The sequence below is a fragment of the Actinomadura sp. 1N219 genome (genome assembly GCF_044326405.1).
Classification (GTDB): Bacteria; Actinomycetota; Actinomycetes; order Streptosporangiales; family Streptosporangiaceae; genus Spirillospora.
In genome coordinates this window covers 1,336,775-1,363,249 of sequence record NZ_JBIRAY010000001.1, presented here as the reverse complement: position 1 = coordinate 1,363,249, position 26,475 = coordinate 1,336,775, and the positions used below count along the sequence as shown (strand labels likewise).

General features: G+C 71.4%; 27 protein-coding genes. 13 read left to right on the top strand and 14 right to left on the bottom strand.

The genetic code is table 11. From position 1 onward, the window contains the following. The first annotated feature begins 25 nt into the window (after window positions 1-25). Both ACH35V_RS06140 and ACH35V_RS06135 read left to right on the top strand, forming a co-directional pair. Window positions 26-2,731, top strand: a complete 2,706-nt coding sequence (locus tag ACH35V_RS06140) for an ATP-binding protein (protein WP_395970534.1) — start codon at window positions 26-28, stop codon at window positions 2,729-2,731. 176 nt (window positions 2,732-2,907) lie between these two features. Continuing rightward, window positions 2,908-3,657 (top strand): SDR family NAD(P)-dependent oxidoreductase, encoded by a 750-nt coding sequence (locus ACH35V_RS06135; protein ID WP_395970533.1) that lies wholly within the window; start codon window positions 2,908-2,910, stop codon window positions 3,655-3,657. A gap of 209 nt (window positions 3,658-3,866) precedes the next feature. Here the strand turns inward: ACH35V_RS06135 and ACH35V_RS06130 are convergent, their stop codons facing one another. Next, the gene (locus ACH35V_RS06130) at window positions 3,867-5,150 is read right to left on the bottom strand and encodes a cytochrome P450 (protein WP_395970532.1); all 1,284 of its coding nucleotides are present in this window, start codon (window positions 5,148-5,150) and stop codon (window positions 3,867-3,869) included. 89 nt (window positions 5,151-5,239) lie between these two features. On the opposite strand from ACH35V_RS06130, the gene ACH35V_RS06125 reads away from it, so the two are divergent. Genes ACH35V_RS06125 through ACH35V_RS06100 form a run of 6 tightly spaced genes read left to right on the top strand, consistent with a single transcriptional unit; the run spans window position 5,240 to window position 8,342 of the window. Continuing rightward, the gene (locus tag ACH35V_RS06125) at window positions 5,240-5,599 is read left to right on the top strand and encodes a VOC family protein (protein ID WP_395970531.1); all 360 of its coding nucleotides are present in this window, start codon (window positions 5,240-5,242) and stop codon (window positions 5,597-5,599) included. A gap of 19 nt (window positions 5,600-5,618) precedes the next feature. Beyond that, window positions 5,619-5,939, top strand: coding sequence for an ArsR/SmtB family transcription factor (locus ACH35V_RS06120; RefSeq protein ID WP_395970530.1), 321 nt, complete (start codon window positions 5,619-5,621; stop codon window positions 5,937-5,939). Then, window positions 5,936-6,880, top strand: coding sequence for an ATP-binding cassette domain-containing protein (locus ACH35V_RS06115; protein WP_395970529.1), 945 nt, complete (start codon window positions 5,936-5,938; stop codon window positions 6,878-6,880). Before ACH35V_RS06120 ends, ACH35V_RS06115 begins: the two co-directional genes overlap by 4 nt. Further along, window positions 6,877-7,113 (top strand): hypothetical protein, encoded by a 237-nt coding sequence (locus tag ACH35V_RS06110; protein ID WP_395970528.1) that lies wholly within the window; start codon window positions 6,877-6,879, stop codon window positions 7,111-7,113. The genes ACH35V_RS06115 and ACH35V_RS06110 overlap by 4 nt, the downstream gene beginning before the upstream one ends. Then, entirely contained in the window at window positions 7,104-7,883 is a 780-nt protein-coding gene (locus ACH35V_RS06105; RefSeq protein WP_395970527.1) for an ABC transporter permease, read from the top strand. The genes ACH35V_RS06110 and ACH35V_RS06105 overlap by 10 nt, the downstream gene beginning before the upstream one ends. A gap of 15 nt (window positions 7,884-7,898) precedes the next feature. After that, window positions 7,899-8,342, top strand: a complete 444-nt coding sequence (locus ACH35V_RS06100; RefSeq protein ID WP_395970526.1) for an SRPBCC domain-containing protein — start codon at window positions 7,899-7,901, stop codon at window positions 8,340-8,342. Here ACH35V_RS06100 and ACH35V_RS06095 read toward each other — a convergent pair. Both ACH35V_RS06095 and ACH35V_RS06090 read right to left on the bottom strand, forming a co-directional pair. After that, complete coding sequence (locus tag ACH35V_RS06095) at window positions 8,339-8,794, bottom strand: VOC family protein (RefSeq protein ID WP_395970525.1); 456 nt, start codon at window positions 8,792-8,794, stop codon at window positions 8,339-8,341. The genes ACH35V_RS06100 and ACH35V_RS06095 overlap by 4 nt on opposite strands. A gap of 71 nt (window positions 8,795-8,865) precedes the next feature. Beyond that, window positions 8,866-10,752: an ABC transporter ATP-binding protein gene (locus ACH35V_RS06090; protein ID WP_395970524.1), complete on the bottom strand. Its 1,887-nt coding sequence runs from the start codon at window positions 10,750-10,752 to the stop codon at window positions 8,866-8,868. Window positions 10,753-10,948: 196 nt separating this feature from the next. Here ACH35V_RS06090 and ACH35V_RS06085 point away from each other — a divergent pair, with 196 nt between their 5' ends. After that, window positions 10,949-12,115 carry an aminotransferase class V-fold PLP-dependent enzyme gene (locus tag ACH35V_RS06085; protein ID WP_395970523.1) on the top strand — a complete coding sequence of 389 codons (1,167 nt, stop codon included), beginning with the start codon at window positions 10,949-10,951 and terminating at the stop codon, window positions 12,113-12,115. On the opposite strand, the gene ACH35V_RS06080 is transcribed toward ACH35V_RS06085, so the two are convergent. From ACH35V_RS06080 to ACH35V_RS06070, 3 genes are all read right to left on the bottom strand, one after another. Next, entirely contained in the window at window positions 12,112-12,531 is a 420-nt protein-coding gene (locus tag ACH35V_RS06080) for a CBS domain-containing protein (protein WP_395970522.1), read from the bottom strand. The two genes, ACH35V_RS06085 and ACH35V_RS06080, sit on opposite strands and share 4 nt — an antisense overlap. 92 nt (window positions 12,532-12,623) lie before the next feature. After that, on the bottom strand, window positions 12,624-13,676 hold the full coding sequence (locus ACH35V_RS06075) for an LCP family protein (protein WP_395970521.1): 1,053 nt from the start codon (window positions 13,674-13,676) through the stop codon (window positions 12,624-12,626). Window positions 13,677-13,678: 2 nt separating this feature from the next. Continuing rightward, window positions 13,679-14,278, bottom strand: a complete 600-nt coding sequence (locus ACH35V_RS06070; protein ID WP_395970520.1) for an RNA polymerase sigma factor — start codon at window positions 14,276-14,278, stop codon at window positions 13,679-13,681. A 794-nt stretch (window positions 14,279-15,072) separates the two neighbouring features. On the opposite strand from ACH35V_RS06070, the gene ACH35V_RS06065 reads away from it, so the two are divergent. Then, on the top strand, window positions 15,073-16,302 hold the full coding sequence (locus ACH35V_RS06065) for a D-alanyl-D-alanine carboxypeptidase family protein (protein ID WP_395970519.1): 1,230 nt from the start codon (window positions 15,073-15,075) through the stop codon (window positions 16,300-16,302). A gap of 22 nt (window positions 16,303-16,324) precedes the next feature. Here ACH35V_RS06065 and ACH35V_RS06060 read toward each other — a convergent pair whose 3' ends face one another. From ACH35V_RS06060 to ACH35V_RS06045, 4 genes are read right to left on the bottom strand one after another with little or no spacing between them, the layout of a single operon-like run. After that, window positions 16,325-17,749: a pyridoxal phosphate-dependent decarboxylase family protein gene (locus ACH35V_RS06060; RefSeq protein ID WP_395970518.1), complete on the bottom strand. Its 1,425-nt coding sequence runs from the start codon at window positions 17,747-17,749 to the stop codon at window positions 16,325-16,327. Next, window positions 17,739-19,097, bottom strand: a complete 1,359-nt coding sequence (locus ACH35V_RS06055) for an MFS transporter (protein ID WP_395970517.1) — start codon at window positions 19,095-19,097, stop codon at window positions 17,739-17,741. Before ACH35V_RS06055 ends, ACH35V_RS06060 begins: the two co-directional genes overlap by 11 nt. A gap of 48 nt (window positions 19,098-19,145) precedes the next feature. Next, entirely contained in the window at window positions 19,146-19,757 is a 612-nt protein-coding gene (locus tag ACH35V_RS06050; RefSeq protein WP_395970516.1) for a TetR/AcrR family transcriptional regulator, read from the bottom strand. Window positions 19,758-19,816: 59 nt separating this feature from the next. Next, a complete protein-coding gene (locus ACH35V_RS06045) occupies window positions 19,817-20,815 on the bottom strand; it encodes a hypothetical protein (RefSeq protein ID WP_395970515.1) in 999 nt (332 codons plus the stop codon). Between the two features lie 174 nt (window positions 20,816-20,989). Here ACH35V_RS06045 and ACH35V_RS06040 point away from each other — a divergent pair, with 174 nt between their 5' ends. Next, the gene (locus ACH35V_RS06040; RefSeq protein WP_395970514.1) at window positions 20,990-21,814 is read left to right on the top strand and encodes an alpha/beta fold hydrolase; all 825 of its coding nucleotides are present in this window, start codon (window positions 20,990-20,992) and stop codon (window positions 21,812-21,814) included. On the opposite strand, the gene ACH35V_RS06035 is transcribed toward ACH35V_RS06040, so the two are convergent. The 3 genes from ACH35V_RS06035 to ACH35V_RS06025 form a co-directional block, all read right to left on the bottom strand. Next, window positions 21,795-22,424: a LysE family translocator gene (locus ACH35V_RS06035; RefSeq protein WP_395970513.1), complete on the bottom strand. Its 630-nt coding sequence runs from the start codon at window positions 22,422-22,424 to the stop codon at window positions 21,795-21,797. The genes ACH35V_RS06040 and ACH35V_RS06035 overlap by 20 nt on opposite strands. Window positions 22,425-22,492: 68 nt before the next feature. Further along, entirely contained in the window at window positions 22,493-23,152 is a 660-nt protein-coding gene (locus ACH35V_RS06030) for a TetR/AcrR family transcriptional regulator (protein WP_395970512.1), read from the bottom strand. A 160-nt stretch (window positions 23,153-23,312) separates the two neighbouring features. After that, window positions 23,313-23,810 (bottom strand): MerR family transcriptional regulator, encoded by a 498-nt coding sequence (locus ACH35V_RS06025; protein WP_395970511.1) that lies wholly within the window; start codon window positions 23,808-23,810, stop codon window positions 23,313-23,315. A 51-nt stretch (window positions 23,811-23,861) separates the two neighbouring features. Here ACH35V_RS06025 and ACH35V_RS06020 point away from each other — a divergent pair, with 51 nt between their 5' ends. Continuing rightward, complete coding sequence (locus ACH35V_RS06020; RefSeq protein WP_395970510.1) at window positions 23,862-24,749, top strand: aldo/keto reductase; 888 nt, start codon at window positions 23,862-23,864, stop codon at window positions 24,747-24,749. 166 nt (window positions 24,750-24,915) lie between these two features. Here ACH35V_RS06020 and ACH35V_RS06015 read toward each other — a convergent pair whose 3' ends face one another. Continuing rightward, complete coding sequence (locus ACH35V_RS06015) at window positions 24,916-25,554, bottom strand: TetR/AcrR family transcriptional regulator (RefSeq protein WP_395970509.1); 639 nt, start codon at window positions 25,552-25,554, stop codon at window positions 24,916-24,918. A gap of 173 nt (window positions 25,555-25,727) precedes the next feature. Here ACH35V_RS06015 and ACH35V_RS06010 point away from each other — a divergent pair, with 173 nt between their 5' ends. Beyond that, window positions 25,728-26,339, top strand: a complete 612-nt coding sequence (locus ACH35V_RS06010) for a dihydrofolate reductase family protein (RefSeq protein WP_395970508.1) — start codon at window positions 25,728-25,730, stop codon at window positions 26,337-26,339. The last annotated feature ends 136 nt before the right edge of the window (window positions 26,340-26,475 follow it).

Genomic DNA, 26,475 nt, shown 5'->3' with positions numbered 1-26,475 from the left:
GTCTCGGCTTTGTTACTGTTTGCGCGTGCTCATTGGGCGTGATCGCGAGAGGGAGCGCGTCGCCGGGGTGCTGGAGGGCGCTCGTTCCGGACGGAGCGGGGCGCTGATGATCCGGGGCGAGGCGGGCATCGGGAAGACCTCGCTGATCGAGCAGGTCGCGGCGGACGCGACGGGCATGCGGCTCGTCCGCGGCGCGGGCGTCGAGTCCGAGACGGAGCTGCCGTTCAGCGGGCTGCACCTGATGCTGTACCCGTACGCCGACCGGTTCGACGCGCTGCCCGGCCAGCAGGCGGCGGCGCTGCGGTCTGCGTTCGGGCTGGCGGCCGGGCCGGTCAGCGACCGGTTCCTGATCGGCGCGGCGACTCTGACGCTGCTGTCCGAGCTGGCCGCCGACCGTCCGGTGCTGTGCGTGGTCGATGACGCGCAGTGGCTCGACCGGGCCTCGCTGGACGCGCTGCTGTTCGCCGCTCGAAGGCTCGGCGCCGACCCGATCGCCATGATCTTCACGGTGCGGGACGCCGCCGCCCCGTTCCCGGACCACGGCCACGGGCTGGACGTCGTCCGGCTGGAGGGCCTGGAGCGTGCCGCCGCGCAGGACCTTGTGGACGCGCACGCGCCCGGCCTGACGGTCCCGGTGCGGGAGCGGCTTCTGGACGAGGCGGGCGGCAACCCGCTGGCTCTGATCGAGCTCGCGAACGCGCTCCAGTCCCAGCCCGCCCGGCACGCGGGGCCGTTGCCGGTGGGCGGGCAGGTGGGCGGACGCGTGCAGGAGGCGTTCCGGCTCCAACTGGCCGAGATGCCGGAGGCCACCCGGTTGCTGCTTCTGGTCGTCGCGGCCGACGGCACCGCTGACCTGGGCGTCGTGCTGCGGGCCGCGGAGACGCTCGGGCTCGGCGCGGCCGATCTGGGGCCTGCGGAGGAGGCCCGGCTGGTGGTGCTCGATGGCGAGGAGGTGCGGTTCCGGCATCCGCTCATCCGTGCCGTTACGTACCAGAACGCGACGCATCATCAACGGATCGCCGTCCACGCCGCCCTTGCCGGGACGCTCGGCGGCGACGAGCACGCAGACCGGCGGGCGTGGCATCTCGCGGCGGCCGCGACCGGGCCGGACGAGAGCGTCGCGGCGGAGCTGGAGCGGGCCGCGCGGCGGGCCGGGGACCGGGGCGGGTCCGCCGCCGTCGCCGCCGCCTACGAGCGGGCGGCGCGGCTCAGCACGGACGCGGAGGGCAAGGCGCGGCGGCTCGTCCACGCGGCGCGGGCCGCCTACGACGCCGGACGTCCCGACGCCGCCACCCGCCTCGCCGCGGAGGCCGCCCATCTGACCGGGGACGACGGGGTCATCGCCGAGGCCACGTTCATCCGCGCCCAGGTCGCGTACGAGCGCACCTCCCCGGCCGCCGACGCCGAACTCGCGCTGGAGGGCGCGGCGCTGATCGTGGACAGCGATCCCGAGCAGGCGGTGTCCATGCTGACCGAGGCCGTCTGGGCGGCCAGGGACGCGGGCGCGCATGATCTCGTCCAGGACGCGGTCGCGCTGCTGAGCAGGGCGAAGGTCCCGGCGGGCTCGGCCAAGGCGCTGGTGGCGGGCGGCCTGATCGCCTACGGGCGGTTGCCGGGCGGCGCGTCCGGGGGCGTCGTGCCGATGCGGGCGCTGGTCGAGGCGGCGCGGGCCGGGGACGTCGAAGACGTCGTCGAACGCATCATCGCCGGTTTCCTGGGGCTGATCGTGGCCGACGACCGGGGCGCGATCGCGCTGCTGGAGAGCCTGGCGGCAGAGGTCAAGGCGCAGGGCGCGCTCGGCTGGCTGCCGTACGTCCTGGAGCCCCTCGCGATCGGACGGCTGCTGCTCGGCGACCTGCACGGCGCCGAGTCGGCCGCGTCGGAGGGCCTGTCGCTGGCCGCCGACATCGGCATGGACATGCAGGTCACCGCGCTGAAATGCGTCACGGTCCGGCTGGAGTCGGACGCCGGGCGCAGCCGTTCGATGGGGCCCGGCGTCCTCCGGCAGGCCGAACCGATGCCGGCGAACGCGGCGCTGGCGTCCTGGGGGCTCGGCCTGCACGATCTCGCGGACGGCCACGCCGACGCCGCGCTGGAGCATCTGGACGCCGTGTGCTCCGGCCCGGCGCGTCACGACGTGCTGATCCGCGCCGTCCCGGACCATGCTGAGGCGGCGGTGCGGGCCGGACGCCCCGACCTGGCTCGCAAGTACCTGCCCGCCTTCGAGGCATGGGCGGCGGCCACGTCGTTCACCGCGCTGGTGTCGCGCTGCCGCGCGCTGCTTTCCGACGGCGACGACGCGGACGAGCACTACCGGGCCGCGCTGAGCCTGCACGGCGACCACGCCTACGACGCCGCGCGAACCCGTCTCCTCTACGGCGAATGGCTGCGCCGCCGACGCCGCCGCACCGAGGCGCGCACCGAGCTGACCTCGGCGGTGGACGCGTTCGACCGGCTCGGCGCGGAACGCTGGGCCGAGCGCGCTCGCGCCGAGCTGGAGGCGCTCGGCGACCGTCCGGCCGCCCGCGCCGGGGACGCCGACCCGCTCAAGCGGCTGACCCCGCAGGAGCTGCAGGTCGTCCGGCTCGCCGCCGCCGGGCTCAGCAACCGGGAGATCGCCGCGCAGCTCTACCTGAGCCCGCGCACGGTCGGGCACCACCTCTACAAGGCGTATCCGAAGATCGGCGTGACGCGGCGGATGGAGCTGGCCCGGCTCGTATCGGTCATCTGACTTAGCCGTACCGGTAGGTCGCCGCGCCGCGTCCGCCCAGAGCGCCTTTCCGGCCGCCGATTGCCGCTCTGACCTGCGCTTTTCAGGGTACGTTCCGCGACCGATGCGGGACGTCCGGCCGCGCGCCTACCTTCGAGACCACCCTGCGGAGCAACTCGAGACGAACGGAGAGAACGATGCTTCTGGAGAACAAGACCGCGATCATCTACGGCGGCGGCGGGACGATCGGCGGCACCATGGCGCGGGCCTTCGCCGCCGAAGGCGCGCGGGTCTTCCTCACCGGACGGACGCCCGCCAAGCTCGACACCGTCGCCGCGCAGATCCGCGAGGCCGGCGGCCTGGCCGAGACCGCCCGCGTGGACGCCCTGGACGGGGACGCCGTCAACAGTTGGGTCGACTCCGTCGCCTCGACCGCCGGAAGCGTCGACGTCTCGGTGAACGCCATCTCGATGGACGGGCTGTTCCGGCCCATGATCGAGATGCCGATCGGCGAGTTCGCCGCGTCCCTGGAGAAGATGGCCCGGACGTTCATGCTGACCACGCAGGCCGCCGCGCGCCACATGATCAAGCAGGGCTCAGGCGTGATCCTGCACTTCGGCGGCTCCGACAGCACGAACCACTCGCCGGGCCTCGGGAACGTGCAGGTCGGGTTCGACATGATCGAGGCGATGCGCCGGCAGTGGGCGTGCGAGCTGGGGCCGCACTCGGTCCGCGTGCTGTCGATGAAGAGCGGCGGCATCCCCGAGTCCTTCCCCGACATTCCGGAGATGGCCCAGGCCAAGCAGCAGATCGTGGACGCCACCCTGCTCAAGCGCGCCGCGACCGCCGCCGACGTCGGTTACGTCGCCGCGTTCCTCGCGTCCGACCGCGCCGCCAGCCTCACCTCGACCCAGGTCAACATCACCGCCGGGGCCCTGGTCGACTGACCGTCCGCCTGTTCCGGGCGCCGCCGCAGGTCAACGGCCTGCGGCGGTGTCGACGCGGGTGTCGGCGACCTGCTGCGGCGCGGGGGGTCGGCGGCCTGCTGCGGCGGCGCTGACGCGGGTCAGCGGCCTGCTTCGGAGCGCCGTCGCGGGTCAGCGGCCTGCGGCGACGCCGTCGCGGGTCAGCGGCCTGTTTCGGGCGGCGTCGCGGGTCAGCGGCCTGCGGCGGCGTCGATGCGGGTGTCGGCGACTTGGGTGACGATGAAGCGGCTCTTCGGGACGGCCGGGGCCCGCCACGGGTGGACGCGCAGGTCCTGCGCGGGCACCGAGTAGCTCATCCACCGGGTCAGCGCGGTGACGGACACCTTCATCAGATCCTTGGTGATCCATTCTCCGGCGCAACGGTGCCCGTCGTAATGGTCCCCACCGCCCTGCGGGATCATGGAATAGGCGTCCGGCTCCCGTCCCATGAAACGTTCGGGCCGGAACTGTTCAGGACGTTCCCACAAGCGCGGATCGTGGTCGGTTCCGTGCAGGTCGAGCACAACTCGACGCCCCTTGGGGAAATGGTGGCCGCGCCATTCAAAGTCACGTGCTGCCCGCGCGGCGACCATCGGGAAGAACGGATAGAAGCGCCGTACCTCTTGGACGAACGCCTCCAGCAGTTCCGGGTCGTCCTCGGTCGCGAGACGATGCCGCCATTGGGGATTCCCGTGCAGGGCGAGGGCGGCGAAGACGACGAAGCGCGCCACCGCCACGGTGGGACGGAGGACGTTGAGCAGTTCGACGCCCGCCACGTCCGGGGGCAGGAGGCGTCCGTCGGTGTCGCGGAAGGAGGCGATGACGTCCAAGGCCGTGCGGCCATCCGCGTTCGGGCCATCCGCGGCCGAAGCGGCGCGGGCGCGGGTGCGGCGGACGTGCTCGGCGGCCCAGCGGTCGGCGATCTTCCGGGCGGCGCGTCCGCGCCGGTAGCGGGGGCCGACGGCGGCGGGGGCGTCGATCAGCGCGGTGAGGAGGCCGGTGATCGCGGGGACGTGGCGCTCGGCGACGGGCACTCCCGTCCAGGCGCAGACGGCCCGGCTCAGCAGTTCGCCGACCCCGTCGAACAGGACGACCTGCCGCCGCCCCTCCCATTCCCGGATGCGTTCCCACCAGATCCTGGACGCGATATCGCGGAGCTCGTCCCGGGCGTCCGCGGTCATCAGCGACATGAACATCGCCTTGCGCGCGCGATGCCTTTCCCCGTCCAATGCCTGCACGCCGTTCTCGCCGAACAATGTGAGGCTCAGCCGGCGCGGCGCCGCACCGGCCCGGACGAAAAGGTCCGGGTCGTAAAAGACGCGCGCCGCGTCCGCGCCCGTCATGCAGGTCGTCTTTTGCAGCAGAAGCCGCGTGTCGTAGACGTCGCGGTTCAGGCGGCGGGCGCGGGACGACAACAGCCCGTAAGGCCGCGCCGCCAGCGGCAATGTGCTGTCGAGGCGTTCGATGAGGCGCATGGCTCGTCACTGCCCTGGAGACCGCGACTGATGCGTAGGGAGATTCCTACGTTTGACAGGTAGGGAATCTCCTACGTATCGTCTGCCGCATGAACATCACGCATGTACGGCTGCTGACCGTTCCGGTGTCCGACCAGGACGCCGCCAAGACCTTCTACGCGGACACGCTCGGCTTCGAGGTCGTGTCCGACCAGTCCAACGGGCCGATCCGCTGGCTCCAGCTCGCCCCGAAGGGCGCGCAGACGAACGTCGTCCTCGCGAACCACGTCCCCGGAGTGGCGCCGGGCAGCGTCCACGGGCTGATCCTGGAGACGTCCGACCTGGACGGCGACTGCGAGCAGCTCCGCAGCGCCGGGGTCGACGTCGACGGGCCGCAGGACCTGCCCTGGGGACGGCAGGCGACGCTCGCCGACCCCGACGGCAACGGCATCGTCCTCGCGGCGCGCTGACCAGCGGCCGGGAACCGACATGGACAGTGACGTGGACGTCTTCGCGGCGCTGGCGAGCCCCGTCCGGCGCGAGCTGACGGCGCTGCTGCTGGACGGCCCGCGCCCGGTGAACGACCTGGCGTCGCATTTCGCGATGAGCCGCCCGAGCGTCTCGGAGCATCTGAAGGTGCTGCGCGACGCCGGGCTGGTCAGCGAGCGGCGCGACGGCCGGCAGCGCATCTACCGGCTGGAGGCCGAGCCGTTGCGCGAGCTGTCGGAATGGCTGAGCCCCTACGAGCGGTTCTGGCGCGAACGCCTCTCCGACCTGCGGAAACTGCTGGACGAGGAGGACGAGCTGTGACGCCCGTCCTGGAGGCCGAGGGCCTCGTCAAGCGGTTCGGCGACGTGACGGCCCTCGCCGGGCTCGACCTGGTCGCCGAACCCGGCCGGGTGGTCGCGCTGCTCGGCCCGAACGGCGCCGGGAAGACCACGTTCGTCCGGTCGGTGGCGACGCTCGTCCGGCCGGACGGCGGGACGCTGCGCGTAGACGGAATCGACGCCGTCCGAGAGCCGGACAAAGTGCGGCGGATCATCGGCCTGGCCGGGCAGCACGCGACCGTCGAGGCGGCCATGACCGGCCGGGAGAACCTGGAGATGATCGCCCGGCTGTTCGGGCAGGGCCGCCGCGCCGCCCGCGCGAGCGCCCGGAACGTCCTCGGACGCCTCGCGCTGGACGAGGTCGCCGACCGCCTCGTCCGCACCTACTCCGGCGGGACGCGCCGCCGCCTCGACCTGGGCGCGAGCCTGGTCGGCGCGCCCCGGCTGCTGCTCCTGGACGAGCCCACCACCGGCCTCGACCCGCGCGCCCGCATCGGGCTGTGGGACGCCATCGGCGATCTCGTGTCCGGCGGCACCGACGTCCTGCTGACCACCCAGTACCTGGACGAGGCCGACCGCCTCGCCGACCGGGTCGTGATCATCAACCACGGCCGGGTCGTGGCCGAGGGCACCCCTCGGGAGCTGAAATCCCAGGTCGGCGGCGATCTGGTGGAGATTCACCTCCGGGACCACGCCGCGGTCGCACCAGCAGCGCGAGCGCTGAAAGAAGTCGGCGCCGTCCAGACCGACCCGTCCTCGCTCGTCCTGACGATGCCCGCCGGGAACGGTCCAGACGACCTGGTGAAGGCCGTCCACGCGCTGGCCGGGCACCACGCCGCCATCGCGGACATCGCCCTCCGCCGCCCGACCCTCGACGAGGTCTTCCTCGCCCTGACCGCCACCCCGGAACGGAGCCCGACATGAACCCCGCCACCCCGCCCGGCCACAACGACGAGAACGCTGACACGGCCCGCACGCCCGCCGACGCCGACACGGCGACCGCGTCTGACCCGTTCGGCGTCAGCGTGGCGACCGCGTCTGCCCCATTCGGCGTCAGCGTGGCGACCGCGTCTGACCCGTTCGGCGTCAGCGTGGCGAACGTGTGTCGACCGTCGAGCGAGAGCGCGGCGGCCGTGAAGCGGGCGGCATGGCGATGACGCGGGCGCCCGGCACGGCCGCCCTCGGCACGGCGAGCTGGGTCGTCGCCCAGCGCGGGCTCCGCCGGACGCTCCGGACACCGCAGATCATCGTGATGGGCATCGTGCAGAGCGTCGCGTTCCTGCTGATCTTCCGGTACGTGTTCGGCGGCGCCATCGACACCCGCGGCACCGGCTACGTCGACTACATGATCCCCGGCCTGCTGACGGTGAGCGGACTGTTCGCCGGGATGAGCGCGGCCGTCGCAGTCGCCGACGACGCCGCCTCCGGCTACCTCGACCGGCTGAAGTCGCTGCCGATGCCGCGCACCGCCGTCATCGCTGGTCAGGTGCTGGCCGACACAGTCCGCGTCACGCTGATCCTCGCGGTCTCCGCCGCGCTGGCCTTCGCCGTCGGATTCCGCGTGCACACGGGCCCGGCCTCCGCCCTGGCCGCGTTCGGCCTGTGCGTCCTGTTCGGCTTCGCCTTCGTGTGGACGTTCGTCGCGATCGGCCTCCTCACCGCGAACCCGCAGGCCGCGCAGGGCGCCGGGTTCCTCGCGCTGCCGCTGAGCTTCGTGTCCAGCGCCTACGTCCCCGTGGAGACGATGCCGGGTTGGCTGCGCGGTTTCGCCGAGCACCAGCCGGTGACGGTCATGATGGACGCCGTCCGGTCACTCACGCAGGACGCGGGGCCGCACACCGGCGAGATCACGCGGGCGCTGGCGTGGACGGCGGGGATCATCATCGTCTCCGCCGCCGTCGCCGTCGCCCGCTTCCGCCGGATCTGACAGGGAGGACGCCACATGGACGGAACGAGCGGCGAACGGGCGGCCATCGAGGTGGACGAGTTCCTCCCGCATCCGCCCGCCAAGGTCTGGCGGGCGCTCACCGACCCGGACCTGCTGGCCCGCTGGCTGATGCCGAACGACTTCAAGCCCGTGGTCGGCCACCGCTTCGCCTTCGCGACCCGTCCGATCCCGAACGTCGACTTCGACGGGACGATCCGCTGCCAGGTCCTCGACCTCGACACCGAACGCCTGCTGCGCATCAGCTGGGGCGGCGGCAGCCTCGACACCACGGTGACCTGGGAACTCGTCCCCGAGGGCCGCGGCACCCGCCTGTTCATCCGGCACGAGGGCTTCGACCTGGACGACCCCGTCCACGCCTTCGCCTTCCGCGGCATGGGCAGCGGCTGGCGCTCCCACGTCCTCCGCGCCCTCCACCAGGTCCTCACCGAGATCCCCTAGCCGGACGTGGCGGGCGGGTCGGCGTAGACGCCTTCGAGCATGCCGGTGGCCTGGCCGACCTCGATGAGGTGGCCGTCGGGGTCGCGCATGTAGCAGCGCAGTTCGGCCTTGCGGTCGATCGGCTCGGTGAGGAACTCGGCGCCGCGCGCGGTCGCCGCCCTGTAGAACGTGGCGATGTCGGCGACGCGGACGTTCATGAACGCCGAGACCGGGTCGCCGGGCTCGGGCGCCGTCAGCGTGACGTCCGGTTTGTCCGGGGTGGGGCCGCCGCCGGGGTTCATGATGATCCAGGTGTTGGCGACCTTGACGATGGCGGGGTTCTCGTCCAGCACCACCGTGCCGCCGAACACGTCCGCGTAGAACGCGCGAGACCGAGCCACGTCCCGCACGGTCAGAAAATGCGTCAACACCAGCCCCTCCACGGGAGCAGGCAACTCACTCCGTTCGACCATCCCACGTCCTCCCCAGCCGTGTCACTCCACGCGGCGTGTCCTGCCCAGGGGTCGCTGCTCAAACCCAGGGGTTAGGCGACGGGTTCTAGGGGTGGTTGGTCGGCGAATTGGGTGCGGTAGAGGTCGGCGTAGCGGCCTTCGGCGGTGAGGAGGGCGGCGTGGGTTCCGCGTTCGATGATGTGGCCGTCCTCCACGACGAGGATGAGGTCGGCGGCGCGGACGGTGCTGAGGCGGTGGGCGATGACGATGGCGGTGCGGCCGTCGAGGGCCTCGGTCAGCGCTTCTTGGACGGCGGCCTCGGACGTCGAGTCGAGGTGGGCGGTGGCCTCGTCCAGGATCACGACGCGGGGGCGGGCGAGGAGGAGGCGGGCGATGGTGAGGCGCTGGCGCTCGCCGCCGGAGAGGCGGTAGCCGCGTTCGCCGACGATGGTGTCGAGGCCGTCCGGGAGGCCCTTGATGAGGGTGTCGAGGCGGGCGCGGCGCAGGACGTCCCACAGGTCGTCCTCGGCGGCCTCGGGACGGGCGAGGAGGAGGTTGTCGCGGATCGACTCGTGGAACAGGTGCCCGTCCTGCGTGACCATCCCGAGCGTGTCGCGGATGCCCTGGAAGGACAGGTCGCGGACGTCGACGCCGCCGAGCGTGACGGAGCCCTCGTCGACGTCGTAGAGGCGCGGCAGGAGCTGGGCGATGGTCGACTTCCCGGCGCCGGACGAGCCGACGAGCGCGATCATCTGGCCGGGTTCGGCGCGGAACGAGATGTCGTGCAGGACGTCGACGCCGCCGCGGGTGTCGAGCGTCGCGACCTCTTCGAGCGAGGCCAGGGAGACCTTGTCGGCGGACGGGTAGGCGAAGCGGACCCCGTCGAACTCGACGGACACGGGACCGTCCGGGACGGTGCGGATCTCCGGCTCGGGCTTCTCGGCGACCAGCGGCCGCATGTCCAGCACCTCGAAGACGCGCTCGAAGCTGACCAGGGCGCTCATCACCTCGACGCGGGCGCTGGCCAGCGCGGTGAGCGGCGCGTAGAGGCGGGTGAGGAGCAGCGCGAGGGCGACGACGGCGCCGGCGTCGAGGCTGCCGCGCAGGGAGAGGAACCCGCCGAGCCCGTAGACGAGCGCCAGGGCCAGCGCGGACACCATGGTCAGGGCCGTGATGAAGACGTGCTGCACCATCGCGGTGCGGACGCCGATGTCGCGGACGCGCCGGGCCCGCGCCGCGAACTCGGCGGACTCCCGGGACGGGCGGCCGAACAGCTTCACCAGCGTCGCGCCGGGCGCGGAGAAGCGCTCGGTCATCTGCGTGCTCATCGCCGCGTCGTGCGCGGCGGCCTCGCGTTCGAGGCGCGCCAGGCGGCTGCCCATGCGGCGGGCCGGGAGGACGAACACGGGCAGCAGGACCAGCGCGAGAAGGGTGATCTGCCAGGAGATCTGCACCATCACGGCGAACGTGAGCAGGACCGTCACCAGGTTGCTGACGACGCCGGAGAGGGTGTCGCTGAAGGCGCGCTGGGCGCCGATGACGTCGTTGTTGAGGCGGCTGACGAGCGCGCCGGTGCGGGTCCGGGTGAAGAACGCGACCGGCATGCGCTGGACGTGGTCGAACACCGAGGTGCGCAGGTCGAGGATCAGTCCCTCGCCGATGCGGGCGGACAGCCACCGGTTGGCGAGCCCGAGCCCGCCCTCGCCGAGCGCCAGGACGGCGATCAGCACGGCGAGGCCCACGACCGTGGACGTGGCGGCCTGGTCGACGATGGCGTTGACGACCCGTCCGGCCAGCACGGGCGTCGCGACCGTGAGGACGGCCAGGGCCACGCTGAGCGCGAGGAACGAGGCCAGCGCCCGTCTGTGCGGGCGGGCGAATCCGCTGATGCGGCGCAAGGTCTTCTTGGAGAAGGGCCTGCTGTCGCGCGCGTTCATCGCGTGGTGCAGCGACATCCACGCGGTGACTTCCATGTCCATGACGACCCCCGCTGATCATTCGCACTGAACCGTTGGCCTGAGTGGAGCCCGAGCTGAACCCGAGCAGAGCAAGCATGCGACCTCAACGGAGGTTGAGGTCAAGGGCGGCGATCCGGGCGCCCGACCTGTGCACTCCACCGTGCCGGACGGGTACGACATTTTCGAGGGAAGGCAAGATTTCGAGGGAAGGCGGCACGTGGACATCGACGAGCTCCGGTCCGACACCCCCGGCTGCGCGAGCGTGGCCCACCTCAACAACGCCGGCGCCGCGCTGCCGCCGCGTCCGGTGATCGACGCGGTGACAAGGCATTTCGCGCTGGAGTCGACGATCGGCGGGTACGAGGCGGCGGAGCGGAACGCGGCGTCCGTCCAGCACTTCTATGACGCGGTGGCAAGGCTGATCGGCGCGCACGCCGACGAGATCGCCTACGTGGAGAACGCCACCCGTGCGTGGGACATGGCGTTCTACGCGATTCCGTTCGCGGACGGCGACCGCATCCTCACGACGACGAGCGAGTACTCCAGCAACGCGATCGCCTACCGGCAGATGGCCGCGGCCAAGGGCGTGAGTGTGGAAGTCATCCCGGACGAGCCCAGCGGAACGATTTCCCTGGACGCGCTGGAGGCCGAACTCGTCAAAGGCGGCGTCCGGCTGGTGTCGCTCAACCACATCCCTACGCACAACGGGCTCGTCCACCCGGTCGCGGAGGTCGGACGGCTCTGCCGGGAGCACGGCGTCCTGTTCCTCCTGGACGCGTGCCAGTCGGTCGGCCAGCTCGCAGTGGACGTCAACGACATCGGCTGCGACCTGCTGTCAGCGACCGGACGCAAATTCCTGCGCGGACCGCGCGGGACGGGTTTCCTATATGCGCGGCGCGAAATCGTCCAGACGCTGGAGCCGCCTTTCCTCGATTTGCAGGCCGCCGCCTGGAATCCATCGGACGGCTACGAGGTGCGCCAGGACGCCGTTCGTTTCGAGACCTGGGAACGGTACGTCGCCGGGCAGATTGGTCTGGGTGTCGCTGCCGACTACGCGTCCGATCTGGGAATGGCCGCTATTGAGAAGCGCGTGCTAGGGCTCGCACAGACGCTGCGTGAGGAACTGGTCGTCCGGCCTGGTGTCGCCGTCCTGGACAAGGGCGTGCGGCCGTCCGGCATCGTCACGTTCACCGTGGACGGCCACGAGCCGTCCGCCGTCAAAGAGGCCGCAAGGGAACGCGGCGTCAACATCAATGTCACGAACCCGATCTCACACGGATATGACCCGCACGCCGTCCCGTCGGCCGTGCGGGCCTCCGTGCATTACTACAACACCGAAAACGAGATCGAACGGCTGCTGTCCGTCCTCCCCGGCACCGCCTAGGTGTTCGGGCGGGCCGCGCTGATGTCGGCCAGCGCCGATTGGGAGTCCTTCTCCATCGCCAGGTCGCCGATGGACACGATGCCGACCGGACGCCCGTCCTCGAGGACGGGGAGCCGCCGCACGGACCGCTCGCGCATGATCTGCGCGGCCCTGTCCAGCGAGTCGTCGGGGCCGACCGTCGCGGTGGCCCGGCTGGCGATGGCGCCGATCTTCGCGTAGGCCGGGTCGCCGCCCGCGGCCAGCCCCCGGATCACCAGGTCGCGGTCGGTGACGAGGCCCTGCAGGTCCTCGCCGTCGATGACCAGCACCGCGCCGATGTCCTCGTCGCGCATCGCCCGCGCCACGGTCACGATGTCGAGTTCCGGGGACACCGACGTCGGGGAGCCGGTCATGATGTCGCGCACCTTCGTAGCCATCGCTCACTCCTTGAGCCTCGCGTTGCCTCTGGCCCCGGGGACGAGTCGCCCCTACCCGGCAGAAACGGGATCACTCATGGAGGCCGGGGCGTTCAGGAGCGGAACGGGGCGAACATCCGCTCTGCGCCCGCTGGGTCCCAGACCACCCGATTCGGGTCTTCGGGTGCCGGACGGACGGGAACGGCGCCGAACCCGACATCGTCCGCGCCGGTCTTCTCGAAGGTGCGGGCGAGCGCCTCCAGCCCTCGAAGATCCCACTTCGGCGTGGCCTTGACCGACCGGGCCGCCGCCGCGAGGAACCTCGCGAACCGCACCGGATTCCTCAACTGCACGCCCTTGGCCTGCCGCACCAATTCACCCATGAATTGCTGCTGCCGCTTGATACGGCTCAGATCTGACCCGTCGCTACCGAAGCCGTAACGGGACCGGACGAACGCGAGCGCCTGGGTTCCGTTCAGCCGCTGCGTGCCCGCACGCAGGTTCAGCCCTGCCTTCGGGTCGGCGACCGGCTCGCGCAGGGTGATCTGGACGCCGCCGAGCGCGTCCACCATCGCCTTGAAACCGCCGAAATCGATCACCACGGTCTGGTCGACCTTGATCCGGGTCAGCGATTCCACCGTCTTCCGCGCACAGGCGGCGCCGCCCTGCGAGAACGCCGTGTTGATCAGCCCGCGCCGCGGCGGGACGGCCTTGCCGCCTGCGTCCTGGCAGGCGGGGATGTCCACCAGGGAGTCGCGGGGGACGCTCACCGCGCGGATGTTCTTCCGGTCGGCCGGCACGTGCATCACGACGAGCGTGTCGGAACGCGCCGGATATCCGTCGCGGCGCGCGTCCGAGCCTATGACGAGCACGTTGAGGGTCTTCGCGGCGGCGGGCGCGGTGGTCTCCGTCGCCGCCGGCTTGCCGTCCCGGCCGTCCATCAGCGCCGCCGGGACGAGGATCGCCGCCGCCGTCACCGCCGCCGCTGCCACCGCGGCCAGCACGCCGAAGAGCGTCCACCGCATCGGCCCGCGCCGGTCGCGGCGGTCGCGGCGGTCGTGCGCGGTCGCCGCGTCCACCAGCCGCCCGCGCTGTCGGACGAGCGAGCCCGCCGGCTCGTGCTCCAGGTCCCGGCCGAAGTCGCGGATCAGTTCGAGATCGTCCATGGTCACGCCTCCTCCGCCATCGGGTCCGCCTGCAACGGGTTCGTGCCGCCGAGCGCCGCGCGCACCTTGCGCCGGGCCCTGTTCAGCCGGGACCGGACGGTCCCGACCGGGATGCCGAGCGCCCGCGCCACCTCCTCGTACGCCAGGTCGCCCCACGCCACCAGCAGCAGGACGTCCAGGTCCCGTCTCGGCAGCCCCGCCAGCGCCGCGGCCAGCGCGGGACGCGCCGCCGAAGCGGTCACCCCTGCCGCGACCCGGTCGGCGGGACCCTCGACAGGGCCGTCAACCGGGCTCCTGCGCAGCGCCCGGTAACGCGCGGCCTCCGTCCGGTGATGCCGCGCGACCAGCTTCGTCGCGATGCCGAACAGCCAAGGCCGCGCGTCGCGGTGCGCCAGGTCGTAGCGGCGCCGCTTGCTGAACGCGGCCAGGAACGTCTCGCCGACCACGTCCTCTGCGGCCTCCGGTCCCAGCCTTCGCGAGACGTAGCGGAAGAGCATCGCCGAATACCGGTCGAACAGCGCGGCGAACGCCTCCGGATCCAGCAGCGAACTCTCGATGAGATCCGCGTCGCATTCCTGCGTCGTCGTCGGGGGGACGGTCATCGCGCCCACCATGTCATCGCAACCCACCAGGGCATTCGGGCCGGCCTTCCCGTGCGGGGACGTGTCAGCGATGTCTCTCCACAAGTCCCGTTCCGGGTTCACGCCAGTCGCGACACCCTGCGGCGTGTGCCGTTGCACGCGAACCTTCTCGATAAACTGCGCATCCTTCAAGATGCACGGGGGTTGTCGGGGAGGGCCGCTCCGTCCGCCTGGAGGAACCAGTCAAGGAGGGTCGGGCCGTGGACGACGACGCCCAGCAGAAACCGGTGACGTCCGGCTCGGAAAAGCAGCGCGCCGACGACGACAACGAGTCCGCCCGCGCCTCCACCGCAGAATTCCGCATCCCCGAGAATGCCTCCCTGACCAGGCCCGACATCTCCATCCGCCGCCCTGCCCCCGAACCGGAGAACGACGAAGCCGACACGGGCGACGACGCGTCCGAAGAACCCGCGCCCACTCCCCCGCAGGGCCCCTGGTACGTCCACCTCCCAAAGCCCGCCGCAGAGGACGACAGCACCGAAAACACTGAGGAATCGGAAGACGCCCCAGCGGAAACACCGTCTGCGCCAGAGTCCGGTGGCGCGGGGCCTACGCGGGTTGAGGCTTTGCCTGTCCTATCCCGGCCGTCGCAGAATGCGCCACCGCAAATTCCGACCGTACGGTCGTCCGGGCAATGGACAGTGCCGTGGGATGGGTCCGCCCCAACGCCCTCAGCACCCAAAGCGCCACCCCCGCCCCCCACGCCTCAAGCCCTGCCTGCGCCACAAGCCCTCCCCGCGCCCCAAGCCCTGCCCGTGCCACTCGCGCCTCCCACCGAGACGGTCGCGGAGCCCAAGCGGGGACGCCGCTGGCTCGTCGTCGTCGCTGCGGCGCTGGTGCTGATCGCCGGGATCGTCGTCGGGCAGCTCGTGCGCCCGGTGCCGGAGCCGTCCGTCGAGCTGACCATCGCGTCCAGCCACGCATTCCCCGGGCAGGCCCCCGCATTGCCGTGGCCGTCGGTCGGGCAGTCGGTCGTCCACGTGGACGGGCTCGGCACCATGGGCACGTCAGGCGCGTCGGCGCCGATCCCAACGGCCAGCGTCGCCAAGGTGATGACCGCCTACGTGTACCTGCGCGACCATCCGCTGAAGCCGGGCGAGGCCGGGCCGGTGATGACCGTGTCGCCGCAGGCGGCGGCGCAGATCCCCGAGCGCAAGAGGCGCGGCGAGTCGATCCTCGGCGTGACCGCCAACCAGCAGTTGACGCAGCGCAAGGCGCTGGAGGCGCTGCTGGTCATCTCAGCGAACGACGTGGCGCACGAGCTGGCGCGCTGGGACGCCGGAAGCACACAGGCGTTCGCGGCGAAGATGAACGCGGCGGCCGCGTCGCTGGGGATGACGGGCACGCGCTACACCGATCCGAGCGGCTACCACTCCGGGACGGTGAGCACGGCGGCCGACCAGGTGAAGCTGCTGCGCGCGGCGATGAACGTCCCGGCCTTCGCCGAGATCGTGAACAACCGGACGTACGTCCCGGACGACGGCGGCGAGGTCCGGGAGGGCGGGAACTACCTGCTGGGGCAGTACGGCGTCGTCGGTGGAAAGACCGGATACACGGACGCGGCAGGCGGCAATTTCGTGTTCGCGGCGCGCAAGAACGTCGCGGGCGTGAACACGCTGATCGTGGGCGCGGTGATGGGCCAGAAGTCGCCGACGGCGGCGGGCGCCGTCAACACGGCGGGGCAGCTCGTCACGGCGGCCGAGGCGGCGCTGACCGCGGCGACCCTCGCGCCGAAGGGGGCCAGGGTCGGGCGGATCGATGACGGTCTCGGCGGGAAGACGCCGCTGCGCGCCGCGTCCGCGGTGACCGTGGTCGGCTGGGCCGGGCTGACCGTGCCGATCGGCGTCCAGGGCGACCCGCCACGCGAGGGCGAGACCAGCGAGCGCGTCGCGACCGTGAAGGCCGGGGCAGCGCGCGTCCCCTTGGAACTGGGGCAGACGCTGGAGGAGCCGTCCATCCTCAAACGCCTGATCCGCCTCGGCTGAGCGCTTCCAGCCGTGGGGCGGGTCAGGCGTAGAGGGCGGATAGGAAGCGGATAAGCAGGGCCTCGCGTGTCGCGGGTGGGAGGACGTCGAGGACGGCGTTCACCATCGACATCTCCAGGTCGCCGCCGCCGGACAGGTTCACGCCCACGGAGGCCAGGAGGGCCGCGAAGTCCGCGTCGTCCAGGGAGTCGAGGTCGAGGGCGGCGAGGGCTTCGATCAGGCCGGACGGGACGTCGGGCGGCCCAGCGGCGCGGGCGGCTTCGGCCGACTCCGCGAGCGCCGCGAGGAGCGCGCCGACATCGCTCACGCCGGTCAGCGTGAAGTGCAGATTCGGCGGAATGCCCTGGTAGGAGAGCTGAGGCTGGAAGAACCAGCCGCGTGAACGGGCCTCGTCGGCGATGACGAAGACGTCCAGCGCCGGGTCGTCGGACGTGACGGCGACCAGCGGGACGACCGGCTCCCCCAGGACGCGCAAGCCGGGGATCTCGGCCACGCCCGCGATCAGCCGTTCCGCTGTTTTCATGGCGTTCTCGGCGAGATCGCGGTAGCCCTGCGCGCCGAGCGCGTTGAGGGTCGCCCAGGCGGCGCCGAGCGGTCCGGCGCTGCGGCTGCTCTGCACGCCCGCGTTGATCACGGTGTAGCCGGGCCAGTCGGCCGAGGCGAAGTAGGCGTGGCGGCGCAGCGACTCGTCCGCGAACAGGACGACCGAGGCTCCCTTGGGCGCGTAGCCGTATTTGTGCAGGTCGCAGGAGAGGGACGTCACGCCGGGCACGGACAGGTCGAACGGCGGGACGTCCCGTCCGGCGTCCCGCAGCCAGGGCAGGACCCAGCCGCCGACGCACGCGTCCACGTGGCAGCGGACGCCCGCGGAGGCGGCGAGCGCGGCGATCTCCGGGACCGGGTCCATGACGCCGTGCGGGTAGGACGGCGCGGAGGCGACGACCAGGACGGTCCGGGGCGTCAGCGCGGCGGCGGTCGCGGCGGGGTCGGCACGGAACGACGCGTCGACCGGGACGTGCACGACCTCCAGGCCCAGGTAGTGCGCGGCTTTGTGGAACGACGGGTGGGCCGTCGCAGGCAGGACGATCTGCGGCCGCCCGTCCACCGCGTGCGCGTCCCTCGCGGCCTTGACCGCCAGCATGATCGACTCGGTGCCGCCGCTGGTGAAAACACCGGAACCACCGCCCAGGCGGGCGGCGACGGCGCCGACGATCTGGCGTTCGAGGGCGACGATGCTGGGGAACGCGGTCGGGTCCAGGCAGTTGACCTCCAGCATCTCCGCGAAGGCCGTGGCGGCGAGGTCGTGCACGGCCTCGCGTCCGGTGTCGTAGACGTAGGCGGTGACCTGGCCGCCGCGAACGGGCAGGTCGGCGGCCCGCAGGCGGGCGAGTTCGGCGAGCAGTTCCGCGGCCGGGCGGCCGGTCTCGGGGAGGTGGTCAGACGGCATGTTCCGGTGTTTCCTCGATACGTCGGTGGACGGCGGCCAGCCGGCGGTACGCCAGCAGCAGGGGGACGCTGAGCAGCAGGAGCAGCGCCGGGACGACCGTGAACCCGGCGGTCAGCCCGGTGAGCGCGGAGCCCGGCTGGAGCACGGGCTCGTCGAGGTCGGACGACCGGAACGACGTCGCGGCCAGAATCAACGCGAAAACACCGGGGCCGAGGGCGAGCGCTCCCGTCTCGGCGGCCGTCCACAGGCCCGTGAACGCGCCCGACTGCGCGTGCCCGGTCCGGCTTGCGTCGGCGTGGACGGTCTCCGGCAGCAGCGACAGCGGCAGCAGCTGGACGGCCGCGTAGCAGACGCCGATCAGCGCGCTCAGCGCCAGCACACCGGCCGTCGACGTGATCGCCGGATACAGCGCGGCGGCCGTCGCCGCGAACAGCACGAGCCCGGCCGCATAGCAGTTGACCAGCCCGTACTTGCGCGACAGCCACCGCCACAGCGGTACCGCGAACGCGCTCGGCCCGACCATGCAGACGAACATCGCGGAGGTGAGCTTGTAGTCGTCCAGCCGGTAGGTCGCCACGTACGGCGCGCCCGCCAGCATGATCGCGACGGCGAGGGTGTGCGCGACGTACGCGCCGAGCAGCATGAAAAACGGCCTGTTTCCGCGCGCCGTGCGCAGCGCCGCGACCAGGCCCAGCGGGCGCGGCCCCGGACGGGACGGTATCCACCGGTTCGCCAGCGTGCTCGCGACCATCGCCGCGCCCATCGCGAGCCCGATCACGGCTCCCATCAGCGCGTATCCGCCGCGTCCGCCGCCGCCCGCGTCCGCCAGCGCCGGGGCGAGGCCGCCCGCGAGCAGGATGCCGAGTGTCAGGCAGACGACCCGCCACGCCATCGCGCGGCCCCGCTCGGACGGCTCGTCCGACACCTCGGCCGGCAGCGCCACGTACGGCACCTGGAAACAGGCGAAAGCGCTCGCGGCCAGCAGGAACATGATCCCGGCCCAGGCGGCGGCGAACCCGGGAGAGTCGACCGGCACGGCGAACATGGCGGCGAACAGGAACGGCAGCGTCACCGCGCCGAACAGGAGCAGCCGGGTGCGGCGTCCGGTCCGGACCGCCTCCCGGTCGCTGGCGGCGCCGACGATCGGATTGAGCAGGACGTCCCACGCCTTCGGCACCACGAGGACGACCCCGGCGATCGCGGCGGAAACACCGAGAACATCGGTCAGGTAGTACAGGAGCAGCAGGCCGGGCACGGCCGAGAACACGCCGGTGCCGACCGAGCCGATGCCGTATCCCAGAAGCCGCCGCCGCGGCAGCGCCGCCGTCATCCGCAGGCCGCCCGTCATCTGCAAGCCGCCGTCATCCGCAGGCCGCCCGTCATCCGCAGGCCGCCGTCATCCACCGGTCTGGACGGGCAGGCCGAGTCCGGCGGCGACCAGACGCCGCACGTGGGCGCGGAACCGGGCCAGCTCGCGCGGGTCGTCCCGGCCGTGGCGCCGCCCGTCGGCGTCCAGGACGCCGCCGCAGAAGAACCCGTGGGTGCACCAGACGACCGTCCACACCACGTACTCGACGTCGACGTCGTCGGGCACGATCTTGCGCGCGGCGGCGGTGACCATGTCCGTCAGCGGCCGGACGTACTGCCCCTCAAGGTGCGCGACGTCGGAGGCGTCCGACAGCCAGCGATGCATCCACAGCGCGGGGATCTCCGGATTGTCGACGCAGAAGTCGATATAGCGGTCGGCGAGGGTGAGCAGGCCCTCCGCGTCCAGCGCGACCTCCGCGAGGGCGTCTTCGAGGGCGGCCCGTTCGGCCAGGTGGGCGCGCTCCATGACGGCGAGGTACAGGTCGCGCTTGCCGCCGACGTGGTAGGCGACGGTGGCGACGTTGAGCCCGGCCGCCTCGGCGATCATGCGGGTGGACGTGCCGTCGTAGCCGAGCGCGGCGAACAGCCGCCCGGCCGAGTCCAGGATCCGCTCGCGCCCGCCGGAATCGCTGCTGGTCATTCCCCACAAACTAGACGCTCCGCCATGAACCGGTCAATCGTTTGATTGAGGGACGGCGGCTAGGCGTCCCGCATCCGGCTGACCCGCCGGCCCGACCCGTCGCGGACGATGGTGACCCGCAACGCGAGATCGCCCCGTCCGGACGCGAGGGTCCTGGTCACGTAGCCCTTGATCCCGGTCTCGGTGGATTCGATGGGCTCGGTCACGGTCTCGGTGATGCCGAGGTTGAGGTAGACCAGCAGCTCCGCCGAGTCACCGTCCTGCCGGATGACCCCGGCATCGACCGCATTGCCGTTCCTCGTCCCTCCGGGAGCGCCCGCCCGCCGCCAGATCCGATCATGATCGGCGACGGCGGAGCCGGTCAGCACGTCGCGCCCCTCGCCCCTGGCCAGGTCGGTCATCATGGCCCGGGCGTCCTTGAGCATCAGGAACTCCCGCGACGGCGGCCCGATGCTCCCTTCGGTCGTCGACGCCATGATGACCGCACCGCCCGGCGCCTCCCACAGGTCGGAAATCCGCCAGCCGTGCGAGGTGAGCCGCATGAACACCCTGTACCTCCGCACCTTCTCCACCGGTTGCCCGCCGGGCTTGGCGGAGGTGAGGCGCACCACGGCCATGAGGTAGGCCCAGCCCTTGTCGTCCGCGCGGACGACGTCGTCCGGCCCCTGCCGTCCCGAGCGGGCGGCCACCGGAACCACCGTCGACACCCGCGCCGCCGACAGCGTTTCCCGCTCCCGCAGGTACCGGGCGCGGGTGGCGGCGCGGGCCGCGCGGAGCCGATCATGCTCGGCGGCGGCGGTGGCCTGCTCCCAGGCGTCCAGGTTCTGGTCGACGCGGGCGGGGTCCATGGTGTTGAGCGCGACGAGTTGCCGCGACGCCGTCTCGACGATCACCGGACGGGTGGACGCCGGCAGTTGCCAGGCCGATGCCGCCGATCCGGCGGCTCCGGAGGGCGCCACGTCCGGGCCGAACGCCGCCCAGGCGACGGCGCCGGACAGCACGAGCGCGCACGCGACGCTAGAGGCCCTAGACCACTCCTGCATGCTCTTCCAGCCCATCCCGTACCGCCACCCCGTCCATCAAGCCGTGGCCGCGCTGATCGACCCGCGGCGCCCACCATGATCACCTAGACGGCCGCCGCACCACAGCTGATCGAGAACAACGGCACGGCATGGCGGCCGCACCCGCGGGGATGGCGGTCAGTACCGGATCCGATCGAACGGAGGTCATCCGTGCACTGGAGGCTGGACGAAGAGTTCCAGACGCCCGACGGGCTCGTACGGTGGGCGGTCATGGGCAGTGGCGACCCGGTCGTACTCGTCCACGGCACCCCGTACTCGTCCTTCCTCTGGCGGGACATCGCGCCGGCACTCACTCTGACCCGCAAGGTCTTCGTTTTCGACCATCTGGGATTCGGCCAGTCAGACCAGCGCGAAGGCCAAGACCTCAGCCTGGCCGCCCATGCCAGGAACTTCAGCCTGCTTCTGAACCACTGGGGACTGTCCCGTCCAAGCGTCGTCGCCCACGACATCGGCGGAGCGGTCGCGCTGCGGACGCTATTGCTGGAAGAAGCGAGTTTCGGGGATCTCACCCTCTTCGACGCCGTGAGCGGCGGCCGGTGGGAGAGAGGCTTGTTCCGGCTCATCCTGCAGCAGGCAGACGTCTTCCGTCAGCTTCCCGACTACGCGCACGAGGCGCTCGTGGCCGCCCACCTCCGCCACGCCACGCATGTCGGCTTCCGGCCAGGGGTCCTCGACGCCTTCCTCGCGCCATGGAGAGGCGCCGACGAGCAGGCCGCGTTCTACCGCCAGTACAGCCAGATCAGGGAGGCGGACACGGCCGAGTACGAGCATTTGCTGGACGAGATCTCGCTACCGGTGCGCCTCATCTGGGGCCGCGAGGACCGCATCCTGCCCCCGCAGTACGCCGAATGGCTGCACGAGAAGATCCCGCACGCCGAACTCCACTGGATCGAGGGAGCCGGTCACCTCCTCCAGGAGGACGCACCCGCACGGCTGATGGCCCACCTCACAACACCTATGTGCGGCGAGCGCTAGGACCGGCGAACACGGCGGCTGCCCCAAGCCCCAGGTAGATGAGACCCGTCGCGTACCGCTGCCGCCGCCGGAACGCAGGACGGGCACGCAGCCACGCACCGATTGAACCCGCCGCGACCGCGTACACGATGTCGCTCCCCAGGCCGATCAGCGCGGTGACGACTCCCATAGCGACGATCTGCAACGGCACAGCGCCCGCGCCCTGATCAACGAATTGCGGCAGGAACGCCAGGAAGAACAGCACGACCTTCGGGTTGAGGACGTTGACGAGCATCCCGTCCAGGAAGACACGACGCAGCGGCTGCGGATCGAGCGCCATTTCGCCGATTTCATGTCGCCCACGCAACGCCTTGTAGGCCAGAAAAACCAGGTAGGCGGCGCCCGCATAGCGCAGGAACCCGAACGCGGTCGCGGACGCGGCGACGACCGCGGACAGCCCGGCCCCCGCCGCGGCGATGTGGACGACCGTCCCCGCCTCGACACCGAGCGCGGACGCGATCCCGGCCCGGCGCCCTTCGCCGATGCTGCGCGTCGTGATGTACAGATGGTTCGGACCGGGAATGGCGACGAGCGCCAGCACGGCCAGCAGAAACAGCGGAGGGTTCGTCACCCGAGCACGCTACGTACCGTCATGGCCCACACAACAGAGCCAATCAACCTCACAAAAACAGAACCAATTCAGGGCGCGGCGGTCGCAGTGAGGGCTCCGGCCAGCACCAGACGCCCCGCCGTGCGGACCATCGCGGCGACCTCCTCCACCGGCTGACGCAGCGACGCGAGGCTCACCAAGGCAGCGAGCAGGACGTGCCCGAGAACGAGCTCGACGTTCTCCCGCTCCGGCACCGGGTCGCCGATCGCCGTGGACAGCCGGTCCCGCAAGAACAGGAACAGGATGGTGCGCGCGTCGTCCACGCTGGAGTCGTCCGACGTCACCGCCTGGATGATGGCCGAGGTCAGCGTCGGCTCGTCCGCCGCGACGTACACGATGCGCTCCAGCAGCGCCGTCAGCCGTTCCAGCGGCGTGTCCCCGACCGCGAGCGCGTCGACGTCATCCGTGACCCGGTGCGCCCACGCCGCCGCGACCTCGGTGAGCAGGTGGTCCTTGGTGGCGAAGTAGCGGTAGACGGTCGCGCGGGCGACCCCGGCACGGTCCGCGACGTCGTGCATGGTGACGGCCGGGTAGCCGCCCTCCAGCGCCAGCTCCCGCGCCGAGTCGATCAGCCGTTCCCGCCGCTCCCGCTGGTCCTTGTTCAGCGTCCGCGTGACGGTGAACCGCTCGCCCTCGCCCAAAATGACCGCCTCGTCCGCCCTGTACTGGCCGCCCCCATTCTTCCGCACATCCCCGCCCAAACCGCCCCAGGGCCCGACCTTCCACCCGTCCCACGGGGACGTGGAGGCACTCCGCCGGCGCGAGCCCGCCGTCCCAGCACACCTGTGGCCTACGCCCTCGATGGATGGGCACTCCACGCCTAGGCTGGAACTCCACCGCAGCCTGCCCTCACGCTCCCGCGGGCGGACGCCCCCTGCTCTGAGGGTTCTCGCTGGCAGAGGGGGAGATGGGCCGTCCGGGCGGGGGTTGGTCTGGCAGGCCGTGCAGGGCCCGGTCGATTCGGTGGCTGAGGATCTCCTCGACGACCGGGCAGGTTGCGGGGTCTTCGCTGGTGCAGCTCAGGAAGTGGTCCAGGGCGGCCTTGGCCGCGCGCAGGCGTTCGATCTGCTGTTCGAGGTCGTCGGCGCGGGCGGCGAGGGTGTCTCTCCAGCGGGCGGGGTCCGGCGCTGCCATGAGCGTCGTGGTGTCGTCCAGGCTCATCATCCCGTCGAGATGCCACAGCTGCAGCAGCGCCAGCGAGCGGAGCGCCGCGCGGTCGTAGTAGCGGACTCTGGCCCGCCGGCAGGTCGGGCGCAGCAGGCCGCGTTCCTCGTAGTAGCGCAGGGCCGAGACGCGGACACCGAACGCGCGCGCAATCTCAGTGATCGAGTACAGCTCGTCACTCACCGGCGTCTCCAGGTTGCGCTCAAGTTGGCTTGAGAGGTCAGCCTATGGTGCATGAATCACGGGCAGACGACCACTCACCCTCTCCAGCGCCCCGCGCATCTGAGCGGCACCATCGAGCTCGGGGACCTGCGTGTGCATCGCCTCGGCTACGGCGCCATCCGGTTGACCGGTCCCGGGACCTGGGGCGACCCCGCCGACCGCGACGGCGCGATCGCGGTTGTGCGCCGCGCGGTCGAACTCGGGATGGACTTCATCGACACCGCCGAGGCCTACGGGCCGTTCACCAACGAGGAACTGATCAGGGACGCCCTGCACCCCTATGACGGAATCGTGGTCGCCACCAAGGGCGGCGGCGTCCGGCCCGGGCCGGGCCAGTGGGAGGCGGTGGGCCTGCCGGAGTTCATTCGCCAGGGCGTCGAGACCAGCCTGCGCCGGCTCGGCGTGGACTGCCTGGACCTCTACCAGCTGCACCGGATCGACCCGCGGGTGCCGCTGGCCGACACCCTGGGCGCGGTCAAACAGCTGCAGGAAGCCGGGAAGATCCGTCATATCGGCCTGTCGGAGGTCGACATCGCCGACATCCAGGCGGCCCGCGAGATCGTCGACATCGTCTCGGTGCAGAACCACTACAACCTCGCGACCCGGCACTGGGACCACGTCCTGGGCCACTGCGAGCGCCACGGCATCGCCTTCATCCCCTGGGGACCGCTCGGCAGCGGAGACCTTTCCACCCTCGGCACCTTGACCCACATCGAAGGGCTCGCCGACCACACCACCGCCCAGATCGCGCTGGCCTGGCTGCTTCGACGCTCCCCGGTGATGCTCCCCATCCCCGGCACCGCGACACTGCACCGCCTGCAAGAGAACGCGCACGCCGCCGCCATCAAACTCAGCGACGAGCAATACCAGCGGCTCACCGAGCGGAGCGGCCCCGCATGACCGTCCCCCTGACAGACACCGCCAAGGCCGGCCCGATACCGAGCCCACGACAATGGGCCGCCCTGGCCGTGCTACGTCCCGCAGGTCGACTGCCCAAGCGGTTGGACGGCCTAGGTGGGTTCCGGCTGTATGTGCTGGTCACCTTGGTTGATCGCGGGGTACGGGTTCAGCGTGAGCGTTGGGTGATGAGGAGTTCCAGGCTGTCGAGGATGCGTTGGAGGCCGAACTCGCGGCTGCTGCCCGGGGACGGGTTCCCGGCGGCTGTGATCGCGGCGGTCAGCGCGGGAAAGCGGCCGGCGGGGTCATCGAGCAGGGCGTTGATAGCGGGGTTGAGCCGCCGGTCGGCTGTCCACGGCTGGGTGCCGGCCGCTGTGGTCGACCGGGTGTTGCGGACGTGGCCGCTGAGCAGGAGAACGGCGTCCAGTTGTTCGGCGCCGCTCAGCCCGGTCCCGGCCAGCGCGGCGACCGCGGCCTCGGTCCAGGCGACCTCTCGTGGGCCCATGATCCGGTCGCCGACGGTGGCGCCCGGCAGCCACGGGTGGCGATCCCACGTCGCCCACATCTGATGGGCCCACTGCCCGAGCTTGCCGCGCCAGCCGCCCGGCACCCCCGTCAGATCAGGCGCGTCGCCCACGGCCACCTCGATCATGACGGCGAGCAGCTCGTCCTTGCCCTTGATGTGGCGGTAGAGCGCCATCTTAGTGAAGTCGAGTTCGGCGGCCACCCGCTGCATGGAGATCCCGGCGAGCCCTTCGGCGTCGGCGATGTCCATCGCGGCCTGGGCGATGCGGTCGACGCTGAGCACAGGTTTGGGTCCTCGGCTCGGCGGTTGTCGCAGCCCCCACAGCAACTCAACGGTGCCGTTCACATCGAGCCTCCGAAACTTCGGGCTTGTCGCCACTCTCAAATTGTGTCTAGCATACACAGTATCCGGCGGACACTATTTACGAGGCCGTCAACAGTGAAACGGAGACCACCATGGCTGGGACCACTGGACCACAGCGCACCGTCATCGCCGACGCCGTCGTGTCGATCGACGGCTACAGCAGCACCGGGCCCGATGACGACATGAGCTGGGCCATGGAGCACATCATGAGCCCACAGAGCGAGGTCTTCTATGAGGGCATCTGGCGGGGCGCGAGCACGGCGATCGTGGGCCGGACCAACTGGGAGGGCTTCACCTCCGTGTGGCCCGGCTTGACCAAGGACCCGAGCAGTTCGACCCGAACCCGTGATCTGGGCAACTGGCTCGCCACCGTGGAGAAGGTGGTCTTCTCCACGACGCTGCAGCAGGCCGATCTGGAGAAGACGGAATGGACCAACGCCCGGGTGGCCCGGGACCCCGAAGCAGAGGTGCGGTCACTCAAGGATGCTCCGGGCCGGGACATCCTCGTCCTGAACAGCGCCAGCATCATCCAAGCGCTCCTCAAGGCAGGCCTGGTCGACGAGCTCTACCTGACCGTGGTTCCCGCGACCCTCGGCGGGGGCCTGCGTCTGCTCCCCACCGACCACGCATCCACCTGGCAACTCGCCGGTACCACCACCATCCCCACCACGGGCGCGGTCACGCTGCACTACCGCCGCCCCTGAACACCGCACAAGTCGGCCTCACAAGCTGATCGCCGCTGGCGACGCGAGGGCCTGGCCGCCGTCCAGGCCCCGCGGTCGCGGCGGCGCATCCCACCGCAGAGGGCAAGCGGCACCTCACCCACCTACTGAACGACGC